The 23,205-nt window shown below is 65.5% G+C and carries 20 protein-coding genes; 3 read left to right on the top strand and 17 right to left on the bottom strand.

All coding sequences use genetic code 11. The features are described from left to right. Positions 1-22: 22 nt before the first annotated feature. The 4 genes from pyrH to dnaE form a co-directional block, all read right to left on the bottom strand. Positions 23-745, bottom strand: coding sequence for a UMP kinase (pyrH, locus tag G342_RS0122460; protein WP_018185425.1), 723 nt, complete (start codon positions 743-745; stop codon positions 23-25). 106 nt (positions 746-851) lie between these two features. Further along, positions 852-1,778, bottom strand: coding sequence for a translation elongation factor Ts (tsf, locus tag G342_RS0122455; RefSeq protein WP_018185424.1), 927 nt, complete (start codon positions 1,776-1,778; stop codon positions 852-854). A 105-nt stretch (positions 1,779-1,883) separates the two neighbouring features. Beyond that, positions 1,884-2,675 carry a 30S ribosomal protein S2 gene (rpsB, locus tag G342_RS0122450; protein WP_018185423.1) on the bottom strand — a complete coding sequence of 264 codons (792 nt, stop codon included), beginning with the start codon at positions 2,673-2,675 and terminating at the stop codon, positions 1,884-1,886. A gap of 277 nt (positions 2,676-2,952) precedes the next feature. Continuing rightward, the gene (gene dnaE, locus G342_RS0122445) at positions 2,953-6,414 is read right to left on the bottom strand and encodes a DNA polymerase III subunit alpha (RefSeq protein WP_018185422.1); all 3,462 of its coding nucleotides are present in this window, start codon (positions 6,412-6,414) and stop codon (positions 2,953-2,955) included. A 529-nt stretch (positions 6,415-6,943) separates the two neighbouring features. Here dnaE and G342_RS0122435 point away from each other — a divergent pair. Together G342_RS0122435 and G342_RS0122430 are read left to right on the top strand one after the other, a co-directional pair. Continuing rightward, positions 6,944-7,495, top strand: a complete 552-nt coding sequence (locus G342_RS0122435) for a DUF1269 domain-containing protein (protein WP_018185420.1) — start codon at positions 6,944-6,946, stop codon at positions 7,493-7,495. Between the two features lie 47 nt (positions 7,496-7,542). Next, positions 7,543-9,303 carry a metallophosphoesterase family protein gene (locus G342_RS0122430; protein WP_245557324.1) on the top strand — a complete coding sequence of 587 codons (1,761 nt, stop codon included), beginning with the start codon at positions 7,543-7,545 and terminating at the stop codon, positions 9,301-9,303. Positions 9,304-9,339: 36 nt separating this feature from the next. On the opposite strand, the gene G342_RS0122425 is transcribed toward G342_RS0122430, so the two are convergent. The 4 genes from G342_RS0122425 to G342_RS0122410 all read right to left on the bottom strand — a co-directional run bounded on the left by G342_RS0122425 (position 9,340) and on the right by G342_RS0122410 (position 13,140). Next, complete coding sequence (locus G342_RS0122425; RefSeq protein ID WP_018185418.1) at positions 9,340-10,395, bottom strand: AI-2E family transporter; 1,056 nt, start codon at positions 10,393-10,395, stop codon at positions 9,340-9,342. Positions 10,396-10,533: 138 nt separating this feature from the next. Then, a complete protein-coding gene (locus tag G342_RS0122420) occupies positions 10,534-10,902 on the bottom strand; it encodes a response regulator transcription factor (RefSeq protein ID WP_018185417.1) in 369 nt (122 codons plus the stop codon). Between the two features lie 125 nt (positions 10,903-11,027). Beyond that, a complete protein-coding gene (fixJ, locus tag G342_RS0122415) occupies positions 11,028-11,663 on the bottom strand; it encodes a response regulator FixJ (protein WP_018185416.1) in 636 nt (211 codons plus the stop codon). Next, positions 11,653-13,140, bottom strand: coding sequence for a PAS domain S-box protein (locus G342_RS0122410; protein ID WP_156831068.1), 1,488 nt, complete (start codon positions 13,138-13,140; stop codon positions 11,653-11,655). Before G342_RS0122410 ends, fixJ begins: the two co-directional genes overlap by 11 nt. 176 nt (positions 13,141-13,316) lie before the next feature. Here G342_RS0122410 and G342_RS0122405 point away from each other — a divergent pair, with 176 nt between their 5' ends. Beyond that, on the top strand, positions 13,317-14,036 hold the full coding sequence (locus tag G342_RS0122405) for a helix-turn-helix domain-containing protein (RefSeq protein WP_018185414.1): 720 nt from the start codon (positions 13,317-13,319) through the stop codon (positions 14,034-14,036). A gap of 18 nt (positions 14,037-14,054) precedes the next feature. On the opposite strand, the gene cysW is transcribed toward G342_RS0122405, so the two are convergent. The 9 genes from cysW to G342_RS0122360 form a co-directional block, all read right to left on the bottom strand. Continuing rightward, positions 14,055-14,891 (bottom strand): sulfate ABC transporter permease subunit CysW, encoded by an 837-nt coding sequence (gene cysW, locus G342_RS25025; protein ID WP_040879283.1) that lies wholly within the window; start codon positions 14,889-14,891, stop codon positions 14,055-14,057. After that, positions 14,888-15,673, bottom strand: coding sequence for a sulfate ABC transporter permease subunit CysT (gene cysT, locus G342_RS0122395; RefSeq protein ID WP_018185412.1), 786 nt, complete (start codon positions 15,671-15,673; stop codon positions 14,888-14,890). The genes cysW and cysT overlap by 4 nt, the downstream gene beginning before the upstream one ends. A 107-nt stretch (positions 15,674-15,780) precedes the next feature. Continuing rightward, entirely contained in the window at positions 15,781-16,785 is a 1,005-nt protein-coding gene (gene cysP / locus G342_RS0122390) for a thiosulfate ABC transporter substrate-binding protein CysP (RefSeq protein ID WP_018185411.1), read from the bottom strand. A 167-nt stretch (positions 16,786-16,952) separates the two neighbouring features. After that, positions 16,953-17,684, bottom strand: coding sequence for an ABC transporter ATP-binding protein (locus tag G342_RS0122385; protein WP_018185410.1), 732 nt, complete (start codon positions 17,682-17,684; stop codon positions 16,953-16,955). After that, complete coding sequence (locus tag G342_RS0122380; RefSeq protein ID WP_425402254.1) at positions 17,681-18,961, bottom strand: lipoprotein-releasing ABC transporter permease subunit; 1,281 nt, start codon at positions 18,959-18,961, stop codon at positions 17,681-17,683. Before G342_RS0122380 ends, G342_RS0122385 begins: the two co-directional genes overlap by 4 nt. Positions 18,962-18,977: 16 nt before the next feature. Continuing rightward, on the bottom strand, positions 18,978-20,300 hold the full coding sequence (gene proS / locus G342_RS0122375) for a proline--tRNA ligase (RefSeq protein WP_018185408.1): 1,323 nt from the start codon (positions 20,298-20,300) through the stop codon (positions 18,978-18,980). Between the two features lie 534 nt (positions 20,301-20,834). After that, the gene (locus G342_RS0122370) at positions 20,835-21,095 is read right to left on the bottom strand and encodes a DUF1467 family protein (protein WP_018185407.1); all 261 of its coding nucleotides are present in this window, start codon (positions 21,093-21,095) and stop codon (positions 20,835-20,837) included. 6 nt (positions 21,096-21,101) lie between these two features. Then, positions 21,102-21,506, bottom strand: a complete 405-nt coding sequence (gene mce / locus G342_RS0122365) for a methylmalonyl-CoA epimerase (protein WP_018185406.1) — start codon at positions 21,504-21,506, stop codon at positions 21,102-21,104. Between the two features lie 40 nt (positions 21,507-21,546). Continuing rightward, positions 21,547-23,205: a ribonuclease J gene (locus G342_RS0122360; protein WP_018185405.1), complete on the bottom strand. Its 1,659-nt coding sequence runs from the start codon at positions 23,203-23,205 to the stop codon at positions 21,547-21,549.

Below are 23,205 nucleotides of genomic sequence, written 5' to 3'. Positions count from 1 at the left end.
GACGACATTGCGGCAGCGAACATCAATCGTCAGCGACAACCGTCGCACGGCCCTGGCCGCGCAGGATATCGACGAACGCGTTGGGTTCCTGGATCGAAAATACGACAAGCGGAATGCCGTTGTCACGAGCGAGTGCAACGGCGGCCGTGTCCATCACCTGCAGGCCGCGCGACAGCACGTCCGCATGCGTCATGCGCTCGAAACGGACGGCGTTCGGGTCCTTGCGCGGGTCGGCGGAATAGATGCCGTCGACATTGGTGCCCTTGAAGAGCGCCTCGCAGCCCATCTCGGCCGCGCGCAGCGCCGCGCCCGAATCCGTGGTGAAGAAGGGATTGCCGGTGCCGCCGGCGAACAGCACGACCTTCGAGCGCTTCAGGGCGCGTTCGGCACGCTGCTGGCTGAAGGTCTCGCAGATCGTCGGCATCGGCACCGCCGAGAACACGCGCGAGGAGACGCCGCGACGCTCGAGCGCCTCGTGCATGCCGATGGCGTTCATCACGGTCGCCAGCATGCCCATGTGATCGCCGGCGACGCGATTGCCGCCCGCCTTCGCGATGGTCATGCCGCGAAAAATATTTCCACCGCCGACGACGAGGCCGACTTCGACGCCCAGCTCGACCGCCTGCCCGACTTCGCCGGCGATCCGGTCGATGACTTTCTCATCGATGCCGAAAGGCTGATCACCCAGAAGCGCTTCGCCGGAGACCTTGAGGAGGACACGTCGAAAACGGACCGATTCCGCCATACTAGCTTCCTCTTCACTTTATGAAATGCGCCTCCGGATACACGAAGGGCGCCGGATTGTCATCCGGCGCCCCATTGTTTTTCGCGAAGGAACTGGTGTTCCCCGATTATTTCGTGCCGGCGGCCGCAGCGACTTCGGCGGCGAAATCGGACTCTTCCTTCTCGACGCCCTCACCGAGGCGGAACGAGACGAAGGTCTTCAGCTCGATCGGCGCGCCGACATCCGCCTCGGCGGCCTTGAGGGCCTTCTCGACGGTCAGGTCGGGGTTGATCACGAAGGCCTGCGAGAGAAGCACGACTTCCTCATAGAACTTGCGGACGCGACCCTCGACCATCTTCTCGATGATCGCTTCCGGCTTGCCGGACTCGCGCGCCTGCTCGGCGTAGACGGAGCGCTCACGCGCCACAACGTCGGCGTCGAGCTCTTCACTGCGAACGGCCAGCGGGTTGGTGGCGGCGATGTGCATCGCGACCTGGCGGCCGAGCGCGAGGAGCTGGTCCTTGTCGCCGGTCGACTCGAGGCCGACGAGAACGCCGATCTTGCCGATGCCCGGCGCGACGGCCGAGTGGATGTAGCTGGCGACGACGCCGTCATTGACGGTGACGGCGGCCGAGCGGCGCAGGTTCATGTGCTCGCCGATCGTGGCGACGGCGGTGGTGATCGCCTGCTCGACATTCTTGTCGGAGCCGGGGAAGGTCGCAGCGGCGACAGCGCCGACCGAACCGTCCGTGTCGAGCGCTGCCTGCGCGACGTTGAGTACCAGCTGCTGGAACTCGGCGTTGCGGGCGACGAAATCGGTCTCGGAATTGACCTCGACGACAACCGCCTTCAGGCCCGACGACGCAACGCCGACGAGACCCTCAGCCGCGACGCGGCCGGCCTTCTTCGCCGCCTTGGCCAGACCCTTGGTCCGCAGCCAATCGATCGAAGCCTCGACGTCGCCGCCGTTCTCGATCAGCGCCGCCTTGCAGTCCATCATGCCCGCGCCGGTCTTCTCGCGCAGGTCCTTCACCATCGAAGCGGAAATGGTCATCGTCTGCCTCGTTTCACGTTGTTCTAACGAACAGCCGGGCAAAAGCGCCCGGCTGCGTTTGTTTCAGTCGATCCATCGCGCTTGGCGTGCGACGGCGCGTTCACATCAGACCGAAGCGGCCGGGGCTTCCTCAGCCGGGACTTCCTCGACCGGAAGAGCCTCTTCGTAGACTTCTTCCTGCTCGCCGAGATCGATGCCAGCCGAACCCGAAGCGCGCAGGATGCCGTCGAGGGCAGCGCGGGCGACCAGGTCGCCATAGAGCGTCAGCGCGCGGCCGGCGTCGTCATTGCCGGGGATCGGGTAGGTGATGCCATCGGGATCCGAGTTCGAATCGATGATGGCCGCGACCGGGATGTTCAGGCGACGGGCTTCCTGAATGGCCAGTGCTTCCTTGTTCGTGTCGATGACGAACAGGAGGTCCGGAATGCCGCCCATGTCCTTGATGCCACCAAGGGCGTTCTCGAGCTTGTCGCGCTCGCGCGACAGCGTCAGACGCTCCTTCTTGGTCAGGCCCTGCACGTCCGAAGACAGCAGCTCGTCGAGGTGACGCAGGCGCTGGATCGAATGCGAGATCGTCTTCCAGTTCGTCAGCATGCCGCCGAGCCAACGCGAGTTGACATAGTACTGGGCGCAACGCTTGGCAGCCGCGGCGACCGGCTCGGAAGCCTGGCGCTTGGTGCCGACAAAGAGAACGCGACCACCGCCGGCGACCGTGTCGCTGACAGCCTGGAGCGCACGATGCAGCATCGGCACGGTCTGGGCCAGGTCGATGATGTGGATGTTGTTGCGGACGCCATACAGGTACGGCGCCATCTTCGGGTTCCAGCGATGCTTCTGGTGACCGAAGTGAACGCCTGCCTCGAGCAGCTGACGCATCGAATAATCCGGGAGAGCCATGGCCCTATCTCCTTTTACCGGTTCTAACCTCCGTGGGGAAAGCCGCGATTGCGACACCGGTGGGTTCCGTCGGACGATTCGCAAATCGCCGCCGGAGCCCGAGCCCCACGTGTGGAATGCGCGCCTTATAGGCGGCGAAAGGCCAGAGCGCAAGCGTTTCGCCGCACTGCATCAACACAAGATGGGGAGGGTGGCGACAGATTTCCCAACCCGGCTGGATGGATGCCGTCTCGGGGGACGGGATGACGGCGAGCGTGTCATCGCCGCATGGCAATGACTACACCAGCTCCACCTGCACGACGCCGCTGACGGCGCGGAGCGCGCTGGCGATCTGCGGCGACAGTTGGTAGCGGCCCGGCAGCTGCACCTCGACCTCCTTCTGGCCCTTGTCCAGCATCAGCACCAGGCTGACATCGCCGTCCCCTCTGCCCTTGGGCAGATGGCGTTCGAGGCTCTGCAGCGGCTCCTCGCCGCGCAGGAACACGCGCAGCTGCTTGATGCCGGTCGTGATCTGGTCGAGCGGCTTCACCGTGACGATGCGGATGCTGATGCCTTCGGGCCGGTCTTCCGCGCCGACCTGCAGGATGACCGACTGGCCGGGCTCCAGCCGGTCGCGATATTCGTTGAGCGCCTCGGAGAACAGGATGGCCTCGAACTGGCCGGTCGGATCGGAGAACTGGACGATGCCCATCTTGTTGCCGGATTTCGTCCGGCGTTCCTGCCGCGTCGTCACCGTGCCGGCCAGACGACCGGCGGCGGCGCCGAGACGGACGGATTCGGAAAACTCCGCCCAGGTCTGGACCCGCATGTTCTTCAGGATCGGCCCGTATTCGTCGAGCGGGTGGGCGCTCAGATAGAAGCCGACGACTGCATGCTCGCGCTGCAGCCGCTCGGACGGCATCCACGGATCGACCGCCGGCAGGGTCAGCGTCTCGCCCTGCCCGCCCTCGCCGAACAATTCGTCCTGGCCGATGGCGGCGCCCTCGACCACCCGGTTGCCGATCGCCATGATCCGCTCGACGCCGGCCATGACGCTGGCGCGGTCCGGATTGAGCCCGTCCAGCGCGCCGGCGCAGATCAGGCTTTCCAGCGTCCGCTTGTTCAGGATGCGCGGATTGATCCGGGCGGCGAAATCGGAGAGATCGCGGAAACGACGGTCGGCCCGGCTCTCGACCAGATGCTCGACCGCCTGGCTGCCGACGCCCTTGACCGCCGCCAGCGAATAGAGGATGCGCCCCTCCTCGACGTCGAACACCGCACCGGAGCGGTTGACGCTGGGCAACTCGACAGTGATACCGAGACGCATCGCCTCGCGGCGGAAATCGTTCAGCTTCTCGGTATTGCCCATGTCGAGCGTCATCGACGCGGCGAGGAACTCGACCGGGTAGTTCGCCTTCAGATAGGCGGTCTGGTAGGCGACGAGCGCGTAGGCCGCCGCGTGGCTCTTGTTGAAGCCGTAGTCGGCGAACTTGGCCAACATGTCGAAGATGGTGTTGGCGTGGTCCTTGGTCAGCCCCTGCTTGACGGCGCCGACCACGAAGCGGTCGCGCTGCGCATCCATCTCGGCCTTGATCTTCTTGCCCATGGCACGGCGCAGCATGTCGGCTTCGCCGAGTGAGTAGCCGGACAGGATCTGCGCGATCTGCATCACCTGTTCCTGGTAGATGACGACGCCGTGCGTCTCCTTGAGCACGACCTCGATCAGCGGATGATAATAGTCCGGCTTCTCCTCGCCATGCTTGCGGGCGTTGTAGGTCGGGATGTTGTCCATCGGGCCCGGACGATAGAGCGCCACGAGCGCGATGATGTCCTCGAACCGGTCCGGCCGCATGCCCATCAGGGCCTTGCGCATGCCCTGGCTTTCCAGCTGGAACACGCCGACGGTCTCGCCCCGCGTCAGCATGTCGTAGCTCGCCCGGTCGTCGAGCGGGATGGCGGCGAGATCGACCTCGATGCCGCGCTTGGCGATCAGCTTCAGCGCCGTCGACAGCGTCGTCAGCGTCTTCAGGCCGAGGAAGTCAAACTTGACCAGGCCGGCGCTCTCGACCCACTTCATGTTGAACTGGGTGACCGGCATGGTCGAGCGCGGATCGCGATAGAGCGGCACCAGCGCATCGAGCCGCCGGTCGCCGATCACGATGCCGGCGGCATGGGTCGAGGCGTGGCGATACAAGCCCTCGAGCTTCTGCGCCATGCCCAGCAGCTGGGCGACCGCCGGATCCTCGTCGCGCGCCTCGCGCAGGCGCGGCTCGTCGATGAGCGCCTGCGCCAGCGAGACCGGGTTGGCCGGGTTCTGAGGCACCATCTTCGACAGCCGATCGACCTGGCCGTACGGCATCTGCAGCACGCGGCCGACGTCGCGCAGCACGGCGCGCGCCTGCAGCGTTCCGAAGGTGATGATCTGCGCCACCTGGGCGGCGCCGTATTTCTGCTGGACGTAGTCGATGACCTCGCCGCGCCGGTCCTGGCAGAAGTCGATGTCGAAGTCCGGCATCGACACGCGCTCGGGATTGAGGAATCGCTCGAACAGCAGCGCGAAGCGCATCGGATCGAGATCGGTGATGGTCAGCGACCAGGCGACCAGCGAGCCGGCGCCCGAACCACGGCCCGGCCCGACGGGAATATCCTTCGACTTCGCCCACTGGATGAAGTCGGCGACGATCAGGAAGTAGCCGGGGAACTTCATCTTCTCGATGACGGACAGCTCGAATTCCAGCCGGTCCCAATAGTCCTTGTCGGTCAGCCCCGGCGCGAGGCCATGGAAGGCCAGCCGCTTCTCGAGGCCGGTTCTGGCGAGATCGCGCAGCGCCGCGACCTCGGCCAGCTCCGCCGCCTCGGGCTCGGCGTCGGCGCCGGCGAAGCGCGGCAGGATCGGCTTGCGCTTCATCGGCCTGTAGGAACAGCGCAGCGCGATCTCGACCGAATTGTCGGTCGCCTCCGGCAGGTCGGCGAACAGCTCGACCATCTCGGCGCGCGACTTGAAATAGTGCTCGGGCGTCAGCCGCCGGCGCTTCTCGTCGGCCACCACCGCACCCTCGGCAATGGCGACCAGCGCGTCATGCGCCTCGTAGTCGTCGCGCTTCGGGAAGAACGCCTCGTTGGTCGCGACCAAGGGCAGGCCGTGGCGATAGGCGAGATCGATCAGCTCCGGTTCGGCCCGCTGCTCCTCGATCGTCCTGTGGCGCTGCAATTCGACATAGAGCCGGTCGCCCAGCAGGCCGGCCATGCGCTCCAGCCGCCGCTCGGCGAAGGCGCCCTGCCCGACCCGGATCGCCTGGTCGAGCGGTCCGGCGCCGCCGCCGGTGAGGACGATCAGGCCCTGATGCGATTCCTCGAGATCGGCGAACTTGATATGCGGCTTGTCGCCGGCATCCGTCTCCATGAAGGCCCGCGAGACCAGGCGGACAAGGTTCCAGTAGCCGGCCTCGTTCGACGCGATCATGACAAGATCGGAAAGCGTCTTCTGGCCGGAGACCGGCCGCCGCGACGGCTCGAAGCCGTCATCGAACTGAATGGCGACCTGGCAGCCGATGATCGGCTGGATACCGGTCTCCACCGTCTTCTCGGAGAATTCCAGCGCGCCGAACAGATTGCCGGTATCGGTCAGGCCCAGCGCCGGCATCTTGTCCGCCGCCGCCAGCTTGATCAGCGTCTTGAGCGGCAGCGCCCCTTCGAGCAGCGAATAGGCGGAGTGGACCCGCAGGTGAACAAATCCGACGTCCCGGGCGATATGACTCATCAGGCGATCCTCTTCCGCCCGATTTACGGCGAGAGCAGCCCGCCTGTCCATCACGCGGCCGCCTTTCTCCCGCCCTTGCCGGTCAGACGATGGCGACGAGCAGATCCGACCACAGGCCGATCATCGCGATGAAGAGCATCAAGGCGCCGAGGGCTGCCGCGTCACGGATATAGGCTGTCATGGCTATCTCCTAATCGGACTGTCGATATCTCATTTGTTCACGTTTTGTTCTTTTGGTCAAGCCCGACGTTTCCACCGCTAATTTCCACCCTGCGGCAATCGATCCTTTCAGTCCGAATGCGGCCATTCGGCTCGCCTCACGCGCTGTTGAAGGCGCAACCGGACGTCGGTGGCCGCGATTTGGGACGCAACGCCCGCGGATGGGATTCCGCACGCTCGCAATATTCGATCGGCAGGATATGGTAGCCGCGTCGGCCGGGCCTCGCCCGCGACCCGGCGGCCGCCCGCGAGCCGCTGACCGGGCAAACCGGCAGCCTGTTCGAAATCGTCCTGAACGATGGAGTCTACAATGAGCGACCTCGTATTCATCGCCTTCCCTTCCGAGCAGAAGGCTGAAGAAGTCCGGGAGAAGGTCCTGGAGATGCAGAAGGAGTACCTGATCGAGCTCGCCGACGCGGTTGTCGCCGTGCGCGACGACAAGGGTCGCATCAAGCTGAACCAGCTGGTCAACACGACGGCTGCCGGCGCGGTGTCGGGTGCCTTCTGGGGCACGCTGGTCGGCTTCATCTTCCTGATGCCGCTGGTCGGCACAGCGATCGGCGCCGCCTCGGGCGCGCTGGGCGGCAAGCTCACCGATGTCGGCATCAATGACCAGTTCATGAAGGACGCCGCGGAATCGCTGGCTCCCGGCAATGCCGGCCTGTTCCTGCTGATCCGCAAGATGACCACCGACAAGGTGCTCGCCGACCTGCGCGGCGTCGGCGGCACGGTCATGCGGACCTCGCTGACCGACGAACAGGAGCGGGCGCTCCGCGACGCGCTCGGCGCTCCCTCGGACGCGACGGCCGCCCCTGCCCCCGAGGCAGCGCCGTCGACGACGCCCGCCGGCAGCACCAGCTGAGCCGATAGCATGATGTCGCCCCTGCGCCGGAGCCGCGGATGAAGCCGATGGTGGACCCCCGCGGGGGCGATATTGAAGACGACGCGTCCAGCACCAAGCAGCGGTCGCTGCTGGCGATCGCCGGGTCGCTCTTGGCAGAGATCAGCCCGATCAAGCTGATCATCGCCTGGACGCTGCTGATGGGACTGCCGGCGCTCGCCCTCGGGCTGGTGCCGGTTCTCCTGTCGATCTGGCTCCGGATCGCCTCACGTCAGGCGGCGATCGTCTATACCGGCCTCGCCCCCCTGCTCTTTCTGGCAGCCCTCGGCCTGATCGGCTGGTTCGGCGGGCGGCGGGCCTTCCGCATGCTCGAGAGCAGCTTCTGGTCGCTGAACTCCGTCGCCGTGCAGCCGCTCTATGCGCTCTGCCGCGAAACCCTGCGCCACTTGACCGAACACCGCCTGCTGTCGCGTTCCAACGCGCCGCCGAAGACGATCGCCAGGGCGCGCGCCGTCACCGCCGCCGTCGCCGGGCTGATCGTGTTCGCGCTGGCGCTCGGACTGGCGCTGCTGGTCTGGCCGGCGACGCGCTGGGTCGGCACGCTGGCCGATCTCGCCGCGCCGCGCCAATTGGCGCTGGTCGCCGTCGCCAATGGCGTCGTGCTGCTCTCGCTCTATCTCGCCATCGCCGCGCTGATCTGGGGCATCGCCGACGCCACCATGGCGCAGCCGCGCACCTTCACCGCCTTCCGCCCCGCCGCCCCGGGCGCGCCGCGCTGGCGGGTCGCCCATCTCTCCGACATCCACACGGTCGGCGAACGCTACGGCTTCCGGATCGAAAGCGGCCGGGTCGGCCCGCGCGGCAACGACAAGTTCGCGGCGACGCTGGCCAGGCTCGCCGCCGTGCACGCCGCCGAGCCGCTCGACGCCATCCTGATCACCGGCGACATGACCGATGCCGGCCTTTCGACCGAATGGGCGGAGTTTCTCGACGCGCTGGAGCCCTACCCGGAGCTCGCTGCTCTGGTGACGATCCTGCCGGGCAATCACGACGTCAACGTCGTCGACCGCACCAATCCGGCCCGCATGGACCTGCCGATGAGCCCGAACAAGCGGCTGCGGCAATTGCGGACCCTGTCGGCGATGACGCAGCTGCAGGGCGAGCGCTACCATGTCGTCGACCGCGAGCGGCGCGATCTCGGCGACACACTCGCCGCCGCCATGGCGGCGCGCCGCGAGCCGGTCGAGGCCTTCGCCGACCGTGGCTCGCGCCGGGCCGGCGGGGCAATCTCCGAGCTATGGGCGACGGTCTTCCCGCTGGTGCAGCCGCCCTCGCGCCCCGACGGCCTCGGCATCCTGGTGCTGAACTCGAACGCCGAGACGCATTTCTCCTTCACCAACGCGCTCGGCATGGTCTCGCTCGAGCAGGCGCGGGCGATGGACGCCGTCAAGGCCGACTATCCCGATGCGAGCTGGCTGATCGCGCTGCACCACCACGTCGTCGAATATCCGCAGCCGGCCAAGGCGCTGTCGGAACGGATCGGCACGGCGCTGATCAATGGCAGCTGGTTCATGCGCTGGATCGGCCGCTTCGCCGGACGCGCCATCGTCCTGCACGGCCATCGCCATGTCGACTGGATCGGCGAGAGCGGCGGACTGCCCATCATCTCGGCGCCCTCGCCGGTGATGGAGGGCACCAATGCCGTCGACAGCTATTTCTACATCCACACCCTGCATCGGGCGGACGGCACCCTGACATTGGCACGGCCGGAACGGGTGGTGGTGCCGGCGCCGGACCAAGAGGCGGCGGCGCCGTCGTCGCTGGGGTAACGGGAGGTTACCAGGACGGGGCGTGTTAACCCCTGCCTAGTTCTTGGACGTTTCGGCCGGCCCGACGCCCAGGATATCGGCGATCCAGCGGCTCGATTCGTGATGGGCGCAGATCGTCACGGCGGCGATGACGATCGGCACACCGATGAAGGCGCCGGCGATCCCCCACAAGAAGGTGCCGAAGAAAACGGCGAACAGCACCATCACCGGCGAGATTGACAGCGCATTGCCGGCGATCCGGGGTTCCAGATAGCTGCCAACCAGGAACTGGATCAGGTTGAGCAAGACGAACACCAGCACCGCCGCCTGCCACGTCTCGAACTGCGCGATGGCAAACAGCGTCGGCAGAACGGTGGCGAAGAGCGGCCCGATCACCGGGATGTAGTTGAGCGCAAAGGCGATCACGCCCCACTCGGCCGACAGGCTGAGACCGGCGGCATAGGTCAGCCCCCAGACCAGCACGCCGGTCATGATGCTCATCAGCGTGCGCACCCACATGTAGCGGCGGAGCTTGGCGGCGGTCTCGCCGCTGCCAATGAGGAACGCCTGGCCAACGCTGCCAGGCTTGAAGCCGGCGAGCTTGCGACCGATCGCGCTGACTTCGAGCAGGCCCAGCATGACATAGATCAGCACGACGAGCAGGAAGGTCAGCGTCGTGTTGAGGCGGCCGCTGACATGCTGGACGATGCGGATGACCCAGCTGGCGTTGAAATGCTGCTCCCAGAGCCCGGATACGACGATGCCCCTGCCCTCGAGCCAGACGGCCAATTCGCTATACATCGTCTGGAACCGCGCCGTGTCGCTGAGCGCATAGCGCCCGACCCGGCTCAGGCTCCAGGCGAGCAGCGACGAGAACAGCACCATTACCACGATGGTCACCGTCAGGCTGAACAACAGCGCCAGCAGCTGCGGCATGCGGGACTGCAAGGCCCGCTGGAACGGCCACAGCATGGCGATGAGGAGCAGCGCGAAGGTCAGCGGCGCGAACACGTTCTGCGCCCAGTACATCGCCGCCAGGATCAGGATGAGAGCGCATATGCCGACCATCGCCGGAACCGGGCTGCGTCCTGGATTGCTCGTCGGTTCGGTCATCGGATCTGGCTGTCCTGTTCGCCGTTGCACCCAGGAGCGTCGTAGCACGCGCCGCCTGATTCGGGAGGCACGGTCCGCGTCGGCATTCCCGCGCCGGCCGGCACCCCGCCTCCGACGACGGTGACAGGGCCGCTCCGCTCAGTGCGGGATGTTGGAGGCTGGGGCGAAGGCTTCGCGGATCTGGTCCAGCAGCGCATTACCGAGCAAAGGCTTCTCCACCAGCGCAATACCGGCGGCGGTGACGCGGCGAACCAGCGCCGGCGACGGATTGGTCACGGTCAGGATGAACGGGATGGTCCAGTCGCGCGCCCGCAGCCGCTCAATCAGGTCGACGCCGGTCATGTCGGCGAGATGATGATCGACCACCAGACAGGCCCGCTCAGCGCGCTCGGCGAACCTCAGAAAGCTCTCGGCATCCGAATAGGTCTCGACACGGAACCCGTCGATCCCGAGGGCGAAACGCAACGAGCGCCGTACGGCGGCATCGCCGTCGACGACGAAGACCAATCCCGGATCCGGATCTAAGGTTGCAAGGACGGACATCGCTCAGACGGTTCGCGGCGGAAAGCGTGCAGTCTGGATCGGCGGCATTCCGGCGGCATTGATCCATCGCAAGGCGAGACGTTTCTCGCTCAGTTGTCCGTGGTGGCGATGCTTCCCGACATGCCGACGATCAGCGCCATCCGCACCAGCTCGGACAGGCTGGCGGCCTCCATCTTGGTCATGACATGGGCGCGATAGATCTCGACCGTGCGGGGGCTGATATCCAGCTCATGCGCAATGCGCTTGTTGGCATGGCCGGCGACCAGCCCTTCCAGCACCTGTTGCTCGCGGTTGGAGAGCGTCGCGAGACGCTGGCGGATCTCGGCGCGCTGCTGGCCCTCCTCCAGCGTCTGGCTGTGTCGGACCAGCGCGGTCCGGACCGCGCGCAGCATCGCCTCGTCGTCGAACGGCTTTTCCATGAAGTCGACGGCACCGCTCTTCATCGCCTCGACGGCGAGCGCTATGTCGGCATGACCGGTGATGACGATGACGGGCAACAGGCTTCCCTGCGCCTTCAGGCGCTTCAGCATCTCGATGCCGTTGATTTCGGGCATGCGCACATCGGTGACGACACAGCCGCCCACCAACACCGGCGCCACGGCGAGGAACGCTTGGGCAGAGCCATAAGTGCGGACGGTGAGATCGGCGCTCTCGAACAGGAAGGCGAGCGAATCCCGCACGGCGTCATCATCATCGATGACATGGATGACGGCCTCAGCTGACACGCTCAGTCTCCTCGATACGGACGGCGGGAATGGTGAAGTTGAAGATGGTTCCGCCGCCTGGATTGCCCTCGGCCCAGATCCGGCCGCCATGCGCCTCGATGATGGTCCTGCAGATCGACAGGCCGACACCCATGCCGGTCTGCTTCGTCGTCACGAACGGCTGGAACAGCCGCGCCATGACATCCGGCGCGATCCCCGTTCCGCGGTCGAGCACCTTGATCCGGATCATGTCGCCCGATTCGGCCTCGCTGGAAATAGTCAGGTCCTTGCCGCCGCCCTCGTCCATCGCGTCGATGGCATTGCGCATCAGATTGACCAGGACCTGCTGGATCTGCACCCGGTCGCCAAACAACAGATCCAGCTCGGGATCGAGCTGGAACCGGATCCGGATGCCTTTCTCCCGGGCGCCGACAAGCGCCAGCGCGCTCGCTTCCTCCAGTAGCCGAGCCAGGCTCTCGACCCGCTTCTCGGTCTCGCCGCGCGCCAGGAAATCGCGCAGGCGGCGGATGATCTCGCCGGCTCGCAACGCCTGGTCCGCCGCACTTTCGAGCGCCGCGCGAACCTTTGGGATGTTCTCGGCCGAGCCGCTTTCCAGCAACCGCCGCGATCCGCGCAGATAGTTGGCGACCGCCGACAGCGGCTGGTTCAGTTCATGCGCCAGCGTCGAGGCGATCTCGCCCATCGCCGTCACCCGCGAGATATGCACGAGCTCGGCCTGCAACTCTTGCAGCCGCGCCTCCGTCTCCTGGCGCTGCGACAGATCCCGGATGAAGCCGGTAAAATAGCGCTGTTCGCCCGAGCGCATCTCGCCGACGGCGAGTTCCATCGGGAAGGTCGAGCCGTCCTTGCGCTCGCCGACGACGATACGGCCGATGCCGATGATCCGCCGCTCGCCGGTCTGCCGGTAACGCTGCAGATAGCCGTCATGCTGATCGCTATAAGAGGAGGGCATCAGCAGCTTGACGTTATTGCCGACGATCTCGGCGGCGTCATAGCCGAACATGCGCTCGGCCGCAGCGCTGAAGGACTGCACCAGCCCAGTCTCGTCAATGACGATCATCGCGTCGGGAATGGTATCGAGGATCGAGCGCAGATGTGCCTCGCGGTAGCGCAGGTCCGCTGCCGCCGTCGCCAACTGGCGCCGCACCCGTAGCAGCCATTCGCCCAGCACGGCCAGGCTGCCGCCGATCACGGCGAACGCCGCCCCGCTCCACACATGCGGCGCGTCGAGTCCGCTGGCGCTCACATGGATCGCCGAGCCGAGGACCAGACTGACCAGGGTCGCGACGACGCCCGGCCAGAGGCCTCCGATACCGGCGGCCACGATCACAGCGGGGATGTAGAGCAGAAAGGCGGATTGCGCCTTGAAGATCGGCTGCAGCGACAGGAAGGTCGCAACACCGATGAGCCCGGCGATGACAGCCGAGGCCAGGATGATGCGACGCGCGCCCGGATCCTGCCGGGAGAGAAATGTCATGACCGGATCGCCAGCCTCCGGCATCGCGTCGTCTCAACTCCGGCCCTGATTGCCGCGCTTGGCATGAACACCCAACCTACCTCTCGAATGGAAACCCGGCACCTAAGTGATATCCCTTAGGTACATGATCTGAATTTTGTCGCGCTCGGCATCGGCTTAATCGAACGACAACGCTGATGGAATTCAAGGATGACGACATGCTGACGTCTGTGGCAACCGCTCGAAGCCTCGTTTCGGACACGCCCCACCGCACCCTGCCGATCGTCTCCCGTGACACGCGCTCGGCACCGTCTGATTTCATCGGCCTGATGGGCATCACGCTGCACTATGAGCGCGGCACCGAGATTGTCGGCGAGGAAGACCCTGCCGACTACATCTATCAGGTCATCGAGGGAACCGTGCGCACCTGCAAGCTGCTGTGCGACGGCCGTCGCCAGATCGGCGCCTTCGTGATGCCGGGCGGCTACTTCGGCATGGAGGCGCGGGGCACGCATTGCTTCGCGGCGGAAGCCATCACCGACGTCACCGTGCACCTGATCAGCCGCAGCGCCGCCTACGCCGCCGCCGGCCGCGAGCCCGAGATCGCGCGGTCGCTCTGGGAGGTGACGGCGCAGAGCCTCGACGCCAGCCAGCGCCACGCCCTGCTCCTCGGCCGCAAGACGGCGCTGGAGAAGATCGCTTCGTTCCTGAGCCAGATGGCGGAACGTCAGGGCAGCGACGACGAAATCGAGCTGCCGATGTCGCGCCAGGACATCGCGGACTATCTCGGCCTCACCATCGAGACCGTGTCGCGCACGATGACGCAACTCGAAGGCGCCGGCACGATCAGCCTGGAAACGTCCCGCCACGTGCTGTTGAAGCGCCCGCTGGAACTGGCGCGGCTCAGCCATTGCTGACCCCGCCGCGCCGGTTCGTCAGGCGTGGCTGGAGACGCGCTCCAGCAGCGTCTTGACCAGGAGCGTGACGAGCGCCACCAGCGTCAGCACAGCCGCCGCCGCGAAAGCGCCGGCGGCGTTGTAGTCATGATAGAGCATCTCGACATGCAGCGGCAGCGTGTTGGTCTCGCCGCGGATATTGCCGGACACGATCGACACGGCGCCGAATTCGCCGAGCACGCGCGCGTTGCAGAGGACGACACCGTAGAGCAGGCCCCAGCGGATATTCGGCAGCGTGACGCGGAAGAAGGTCTGCCAGCCATGCGCGCCGAGCGTCGCCGCGACCTCCTCGTCGCTATTGCCCTGCAGCTGCATCAGCGGGAGCAGTTCGCGCGCAACGAAAGGCGCCGTCACGAAGGTCGTGGCGAGGATGATGCCCGGCAGGGCGAACATGATCTTGAGATCGTGCGCCTCCAGGAACGGCCCGAACAGCCCCTGCCCGCCATAGACGAACAGATAGGAAATACCGGCGACGATCGGCGAGACCGAGAACGGCAGCTCGACGATCGCCAGGAGCAGCTTGCGCCCTGGGAAGCGGAACTTGGCGATCGACCAAGCGGCGGCGATGCCGAACAGCGTGTTGACAGGCACAACGACGATGGCGACCACCACGCTGAGCCAGATCGCCGCCCGCGTATCGGGATGGGCAAGCGATTCGAGCGCGATGGCGAGCCCCTGCGACAGCGCCTGGATGAAGACCGCCAGGATCGGCGCGCCGATCACGATCGCGGTCACCAGCAGGACGCTGCCAAGCAACACGTAGCGAGACCAGCCCCGTTGCGGCTGTCCGCGGGAAGTCCCCGAGGCGGCGCTCATGGCGTCAGCTCGTGCCGGCGGGCATAGGCCTGCAGCGCGTTGGTAACGACGAGCAGCACGAAGGCGGTGCCGAGCATCACCGTCGCGATCGCAGCGGCGGCCGAATACTCGTATTCCTCGATGCGGATGAAGGCGAGCAAGGCCGTGATCTCGGTCTGATAGGGCTGGTTGCCGGCGATGAAGATGACCGCGCCGAATTCGCCCAGGCAGCGGGCGAAGGCGAGCGAAACACCCGCCAGCAGCGCCGGTACCAGGATCGGCAGCACGACACGGAAGAAGATTGTGACATTGCCGGCGCCGAGCGTGCGGGCCGCCTCCTCGATCTCGCCGTCGAGTTCCTCCATCACCGGCTGCAAGGTCCGGACGATAAAGGGCAGGCTGGTGAAGGCCATGGCGAGCGCGATGCCGAGCTGGGTATAGGCGACCTTGATGCCGATGAGGCTCAGCGGCTCGCCGAACCAGCCATTCCTGGCGAAGAGCGCCGTCAGCGCGATGCCGGCGACGGCAGTCGGCAAGGCAAAGGGCAGATCGACAACGGCGTCGAGCACGCGACGGCCGGGAAATTCGTGACGGACTAGCACCCAGGCGAGCGCGAAGCCGTAGATGGTGTTGAAGAGGGTGGCGAGCGCCGCGGCGCCCAGCGTCACCCGGTAGCTGGCGAGCGCCCTCGGCGAGCTGACGACGGCCCAATACTCGGCCGGCCCGAGACGAGCGCCGACCACGATCAGCGTCGCGAGCGGCAAGCAGATAATCAGCGCCGCGTAGAGCAGCGTCACGCCCAACGAAAGGCGAAAGCCGGGAACGACCCGGCCTTGCCCTCTTCCATATATCTTCCGTGAGCGTTGGCGCGCCCCCGCGCCAACCTCGCCCACGCTCACATCAAGGGAGGTCACTGGCCGGCGAGCTGCTGATCGAGAAGGCCGTCGGAACCGAAATACTTCTTGTTCACGGTAGGCCAGCCGCCGAACACGTCCTCGATGGTGACGAGGCGCACCGGCTGGAACGACCCGGCGTATTTCTCGGCCACGGCCTTGTCGCGCACGCGGTTGCCGAACTCGGCGAGGATCGTCTGGCCTTCCGGCGAATAGAGGAAGTTCAGATAGTCGGTGGCGATCTCCTTCGAGCCGCGCTTGTCGGCGACCTTGTCGACGACCGCGACCGGGAAATCGGCCAGCAGGCTGACGGACGGCACGACGGTGTCGAACTTGTCGACTCCGAACTCCTTGCGGATGCCGGTGGTTTCGGTCTCGAAGGTGATCAGCACGTCGCCGATCTCGCGCTCGACGAAAGTGGTCGTGGCGGCGCGGCCACCGGTGTCGAACACCGCGACATTGGCGAGGAACTTCTTGATGAACGCGTCGACCTTCGCCTCGTCATTGCCGAAGGCTTCCTTGGCGTAGGCGGTGGCGGCCAGATAGGTGTAGCGGGCGTTGCCGGAGGTCTTCGGGTTCGGGAAGACCAGCTTGACGTCGTCGCGGACCAGATCGCTCCAGTCCTTGATGCCCTTCGGATTGCCGGCGCGGACGAGGAAGACCGGCAGCGAATAATAGGGCGACGCGCCGTTCGGGAACTTTTCGGCCCAGTCGGCCGCGACGAAGCCCTTGTCGGCCAGTACCTGGATGTCGGTTGCCTGGTTGAAGGTGACGACGTCCGCGTCGAGACCCTCGAGAATTGAGCGAGCCTGCTTCGACGAGCCGGCATGCGACTGCTTGACCTCCAGGGTCTTGCCCGTGTCCTTCGCATATTTCGCCACATAGGCGGCGTCGATGGCGACGTAGAGCTCGCGCGCCACGTCATAGGAAGCGTTGAGGATCGAAGTCGGGGTCTCGGCATGGGCGGAAACACCGCTCAGCGCAAACAGGATCGCGGCCGTAAATACCGGAAGGCGTCGCATCGTGCTTCCTTGCTCAATCTTGGGCCGCCGCACGGGCGCGCCTGTCATCGGATGGGCAAAGGTAGCAAGGCCCCAACGGGGCTTCGAGAAACGGTCGTCTCATTTCCCGGACCACACAGGATGGCCGTCCTATGAAACGCCGCTTCCACGCACGAAATGCGCAAGAGTCAGAACTCGACGATCTTGCCTGCTTCGAGCGTGATGCGGCGATCCATGCGCCCCGCCAGCTCCATGTTGTGCGTCACGATCAGCGCCGCAAGCCCGGAGGCCCGCACGAGCGCGTCGAGCGCGTCGAACACATAGTGCGACGTCTTCGGATCGAGATTACCGGTCGGCTCGTCGGCGAGCAGGAGACGCGGCGCATTGGCAACCGCGCGGGCGATCGCCACCCTCTGCTGCTCGCCGCCAGAAAGCTCGGACGGCCGGTGCGCCTTGCGCGCGTCCAGCTTCATGTAGGAGAGCAACTCGGCCGCGCGCCGCGCCGCTTCCTTTTTGGGAAGCCCGCGGATCAGCTGCGGCATCATCACGTTCTCGAGCGCCGAGAATTCCGGCAGCAGGTGATGGAACTGATAGACGAAGCCGATCTGCAGCCGGCGGATCGCCGTTCTCTCGGCGTCGCCGAGTGAACCGGCCAGTCGGCCGCCGATCTCGACTTCGCCGGCATCTGGCCGTTCCAGCAGACCCGCCAGATGCAGCACAGTCGACTTGCCCGCGCCGGACGGCGCCACGAGCGCCACCGTCTCGCCTGGATAGACGGCGAGATCCGCCCCGGTCAGGATGCTGAGCTTGCCGGAGCCTTCCTTGTAATGACGCTCGACGCGAAGCAGCCGAAGCGCGGGAGCCCCCGCCTGGCCGACCGGCTGCTGTCGCTGTCTCTCATTGGTCAAGGTATCGCTCATTCGTACCGCAGGGCCTCGACCGGATCGAGCCGCGCCGCCCGCCACGCCGGATAGAGCGTCGCCAGGTAGCTCAGCACCAGTGCCATGATGACGATCGAAACCGTCTCGCCGGGGTTCATGTCGGCCGGCAACCGCGACAGGAAGTAAAGCTCGGGCGAGAATATCTCCGTGCGCGTCAGCCAGGAAACGAACTGGCGGATCGATTCGATGTTCATGCAGACGACGGTACCAAGCAGGACGCCTACCGCCGTGCCGACGGTGCCGATCGCAGCGCCGGTGATGAAGAACACGCGAAGGATGGCCCCCCGCGTCGCCCCCATGGTCCGCAGGATGGCGATGTCGTGGCTCTTGTCCTTCACCAGCATGGTGAGGCCGGAGATGATGTTGAGCGCGGCGACGAGCACGATCAGCGTCAGGATCATGAACATCATGTTGCGCTCGACCTCGAGCGCCGAGAAGAATGTCATGTTGCGCTGGCGCCAGTCGGTCATCAGCACCGGCCGGCCGGCCGCCTGCTCGATCGGCCCGCGCAGCGCACCGGTGTCGTCGGCATCGGCAATGTAGACCTCGATCGCCGAGGCCTTGTCGTCGAGATTGAAATAGGCCTGCGCCTCGGCAAACGGCATGAAGACGAAGGACGAATCATATTCCGACATGCCGATCTCGAAGATCGCCACCACCGGATAGGCCTTGATGCGCGGTGTCATGCCCATCGGCGTGACGTTGCCGCGTGGCGAGACGAGCGTCAGCTTGTCGCCGATCGTCAGGCCCATATTGGTGGCGAGCCGGGTGCCGATGGCGACGCCCTCGGCGGTATCGAAATTCTCGAGCGTGCCGAGCTTCACATTGTTGGAGACGCTCGGGATGCTCGGCAAGTCCTCGGCGCGGACACCACGCACGAGCGCGCCGGTCGAGTTGGTCGGGCCAGATGCCAGCACCTGGCCCTCGACGAGCGGGATCGCAGCCGTGACGCCCTTGACCATCGCAAGCCGGCTCGCGACATCGGCGAAATCCGTGAATGGCGTATCCGTCGGCTGCAGCACGACATGGCCGTTGATGCCGAGGATCTTGTCAATCAGCTCGCCGCGGAAGCCGTTCATCACCGCCATGACGATGATCAGCGTCGCGACGCCGAGCATGATGCCGATGAAAGAGAAGATCGCGATGATCGAGATGAAGGTCTCGCGCCGGCGAGCGCGCAGATAGCGCCCCGCCAGCATCCACTCAAAGGCCGCAAAAGGTCTCGTGCCGGTCGGCTCAGCCATACCTGTCCCGATCGCGGCGCGCCGCGGGTTAAGAGCTGCCAAGTAGTCTGGCCACTGCCGTATCCAAGCTAACGGATTCGCGCTCGCCCGTCGCCCGTCGCTTGATCTCAACTTCGCCACGCTCAAGTCCCTTCGGACCAACGATCAGCTGCCAGGGCAGACCGATCAGGTCCATGCTCGCAAACTTCGCCCCCGCGCGACCCTCTGTGTCATCGTAGAGGACTTCGATTCCGGCATTCGTAAGGCGCTCATACAGGCCGTCGCAGGCGAGATCGGTCGCGGCGTCGCCGACCTTCAGGTTGATCAGACCGACCTGGTACGGCGCGACGCCCTCCGGCCAGATGATGCCGCTCTCGTCGTGGCTCGCCTCGATGATCGCCGCGACCAGGCGCGACACGCCGATGCCGTAGGATCCCATGTGAACCGGGTATTCGACACCGTCGGGACCGGTGACCTTGGCGCCCATCGGCTCGGAGTATTTGGTGCCGAAATAGAAAACCTGGCCGACCTCGATACCGCGCGCCTCGAGACGATTTCCTTCCGGCAGGGCGTCGAATACCGCCGTGTCGTGCATTTCCTCGGTCGCGGCGTATTTCTCGGTCCAGGCCGAGACGATCGGCGTCAGATCGCCTTCAAAATCGGTGTCGGCGCCGGGGATCGGCGTCTCGAGCGCCGCCTTGTCGAGGAACACCGCGCTCTCGCCGGTGGAGGCGAGCACGATGAACTCATGCGTGGCGTCGCCACCGATCGGGCCCGAATCGGCGCGCATCGGGATCGCCTTGACGCCGAGCCGGTCGAACGTCCGCAGATAGGCGACGAACATGCGGTTGTAGGCGCGACGGGCGGCCGCCTCGTCGATGTCGAAGGAATAGGCGTCCTTCATCAGGAATTCGCGGCCGCGCATGACGCCGAAGCGGGGGCGCACCTCGTCGCGGAACTTCCACTGGATATGGTAGAGGTTCAGCGGCAGCTCCTTGTAGGAGCGCACGTAGCTGCGGAAGATGTCGGTCACCATCTCCTCGTTCGTCGGCCCGTAGAGCATCTCGCGCTCATGCCGGTCCTCGATGCGCAGCATCTCCTTGCCGTAATCGTCGTAGCGGCCGCTTTCGCGCCAGAGATCGGCCGACTGGATGGTCGGCATCAGGATCTCGACAGCGCCGGCGCGATTCTGTTCCTCGCGGACGATGCGCTGGATATTGGCCAGGACCTTCTGGCCCAGCGGCAACCAGGAATAGATGCCCGCGCTCTGCTGGCGGATCAGTCCGGCCCGCAGCATGAGCCGATGCGAAACGATCTCGGCTTCCTTCGGTGTCTCGCGGAGGATCGGCAGGAACGAGCGGGAAAGACGCATCAGAAATGGGCTCCAGGCGAGTCGAATGGGCGGACATCAAGCCATAGACGGATGAAAACACAAGAGCCAGCCGCAAGCGCCATTGTCGCGGCGATCTGAACAACTCTTGGGCAGCAGACCCCAGGTGGTACTGGCGCACCGCCGAGTGCTTAAGCCAGCCCGTTTCGAGGCTTAAATACTAAGGTCAGTCATACTGTCGCAAAAAAAATGTGCTGCCGATGCACAATTTGGTGACAAGCGAGATGCCTTTGGATAACGTCGGGGAACAACAAAGGACCTCGCACTAAAAGCGTGGCTCCAAACAAAGGCAACGCGGTCTAAGTCTTGGGAGGAAGCCCCCTCTGGCGCGCTGAAAAGCTGCTGCCGCCGAGCTCGATAAAATGAGCTCGATCAAAGCCAATCGGGCGAAAAGCTCGGCTTTGAGGGGTTGAACGCGAACTCTAGAGGCAGGAACCGAAAGGTTTCCTGCCTTTTTTATTGCCATCCAGCCCGTCGCGAGATTGTCGCGCCAGGCTCAATCCGGACGTGTCGCCGTCAGAACGAGAAGCGACCCAGCATCTCGGCCGTCCAGCCCATTTTCACATAGCCGTACCAGATGCCGTAAACGACGATCGCGCTGATGATCGAGGTGATGATCATCTTGCGCGGCAGGTTGAGGTTGGCCGGTGCGCTCGGCGTCGTGCCGAGGACGACATTGCCCTCCTCGGCATGCGTGCGCACGCCGAACGGCAACACGACGAAAAGCACCAGCCACCAGATGATGAAGTAGACTGCCAGAATGCTGTAGATCGGCATGATGTCTCAAGCCTCCTCAAGTTCGACCAGCGTTCCGAAGAAATCCTTCGGATGCAGGAACAGGACGGGTCGACCATGGGCGCCGATCTTCGGCTCGCCGTCGCCCAGCACACGCGCGCCATCGGCCTTCAGCCGATCGCGCGCGGCGATGATGTCGTCAACCTCGTAGCACAGGTGATGGATGCCGCCGTCCGGGTTGCGCGCCAGAAACTTGGCGATCGGCGAATCATCGCCGATCGGCTGCAGCAGCTCGATCTTGGTATTCGGCAACTCGACGAAGATGGTCACCACACCATGTTCGGGCAGGCGCAGCGGTTCCGACACGCGGGCGCCCAGCGTGTCGCGATAGACACGCGCCGCGGCGTCCAGATCGGACACCGCAATGGCCACATGGTTCAGTCGTCCAATCATCCGAACGGTTCCCTTCGCGGCGCCGAGGTCCGCAAAGGCGTCATACGACCGCGACGAAGACAGTGCAAAGTGGCTTTTTGCCCCAAGCCTGCCGGACGGAGGCGCGGACCGAGCGCCGGATCGCCTCGCGCACCAGCTCGGGATCCCGACGCCGGGCGCGCGGAATGCTCTCGATGGTGCCGAGCACCGCCGTCATGACGGTCTCCTCGAACGGGTGTCCGGACACGCCCTGAATCGGCAGGCCGGTCAGCGCTATCTCGGGATCGACGACGACGCTGCCCTTCGCGTCGAGCACCACAGAGATCGCCACATGGCCGGCAAAGGCCAGCTTGCGCCGCTCGGGCACGCCGATGCCATCGGCATCGGCGATGATGATGCCGTCCTTGTAGAGCCGGCCGACCGGAACGTCGTCGATCTCCTCGGCGGGTCCCGGCGCCAGGCGGACGATATTGCCGTTCTCCGTCAGCACGACCTGCTTGACGCCCATGTCTCGGGCGAAGGCGGCATGCGCCCACAGGTGCATCGCCTCGCCATGCACGGGGATGGCGATCTCCGGCCGGACCCAGCCATACATCTCGGCCAGTTCGTCGCGACGCGGATGGCCGGAGACATGCACCAGACGGTCGCGGTCGGTGATCACCACGATGCCCTGGTCGCAGAGCGCATTGATGATGTTGCCAATCGCCTTCTCGTTGCCCGGAATCGGGCGGGCCGAGAACACCACCGTATCGCCCGGCGACAACCCGACGAACTTGTGCTCGTCCTCGGCGATCCGGGCCAGCGCTGCGCGCGGCTCGCCCTGGCTGCCGGTCAGAATGGCGACCACCTTCGAACGCGGCAGGTAGCCGTAGGATTCCTCGTCGAGGAAAGGCGGCAAACCTTCCATGTAGCCGAGCTCGGTCGCGACCTCGATCGCACGCCGGAGCGCCCGACCGACGACGACGACCTGGCGGTCCGCCGCCTGCGCCGCCAGCGCGATCGATTTGATGCGGCCGACATTGGAGGCAAAGGTCGTGAAGGCGACACGCCCGGTCGCTTCCTTGACGATCTCGGTCAGCGAAGCGCCGACCTCGGTCTCGCTCGGACTGCGACCGTCGCGCATGGCATTGGTCGAATCGCAGACGAGCGCGAGCACGCCCTCGTCGCCGATCTCGGCCAGCCGCGCCGCATCGGTCAGCGGGCCGAGGACCGGCTCCGGATCGAGCTTCCAGTCGCCCGTATGGACCACCGTGCCGAGCGGCGTGCGGATCGCCAGCGCCATCGGTTCGAGGATCGAATGGGCGACGGCGATAAACTCGACCTCGAAATCGCCGATCGTCACCCGCTCGCCCGGCGTGACGATGGTAATCGGGATTTCGGGCGCACCGGGCTGCGCCGCCCGCTTGGCGTTCAGGAGGCCCGCGGTGAACGGGCTCGCATAGACCGGCACGCGCAGCCGCGGCCACAGGTCGAGCAGAGCGCCGAAATGGTCCTCATGCGCATGGGTGATGACGATCGCTTCGATGAAATCGCGCTCTTCGACCAGATAGCGGATATCCGGCAGAACCAGATCGACGCCGGGAAGATCGGGACCGGCGAAACTGACGCCGAAATCCACCGCCAGCCAGCGTCGGCGGTTGGAGGGACCATAGCCATAGAGGCCGAGATTCATTCCGATCTCCCCAACCCCGCCCAGGGGGAGGAAGACGAAGTCGTCCAT

The organism is Kaistia granuli DSM 23481, from assembly GCF_000380505.1.
Classification (GTDB): domain Bacteria; phylum Pseudomonadota; class Alphaproteobacteria; order Rhizobiales; family Kaistiaceae; genus Kaistia; species Kaistia granuli.
This window is presented reverse-complemented; position numbering and strand designations above follow the sequence as displayed.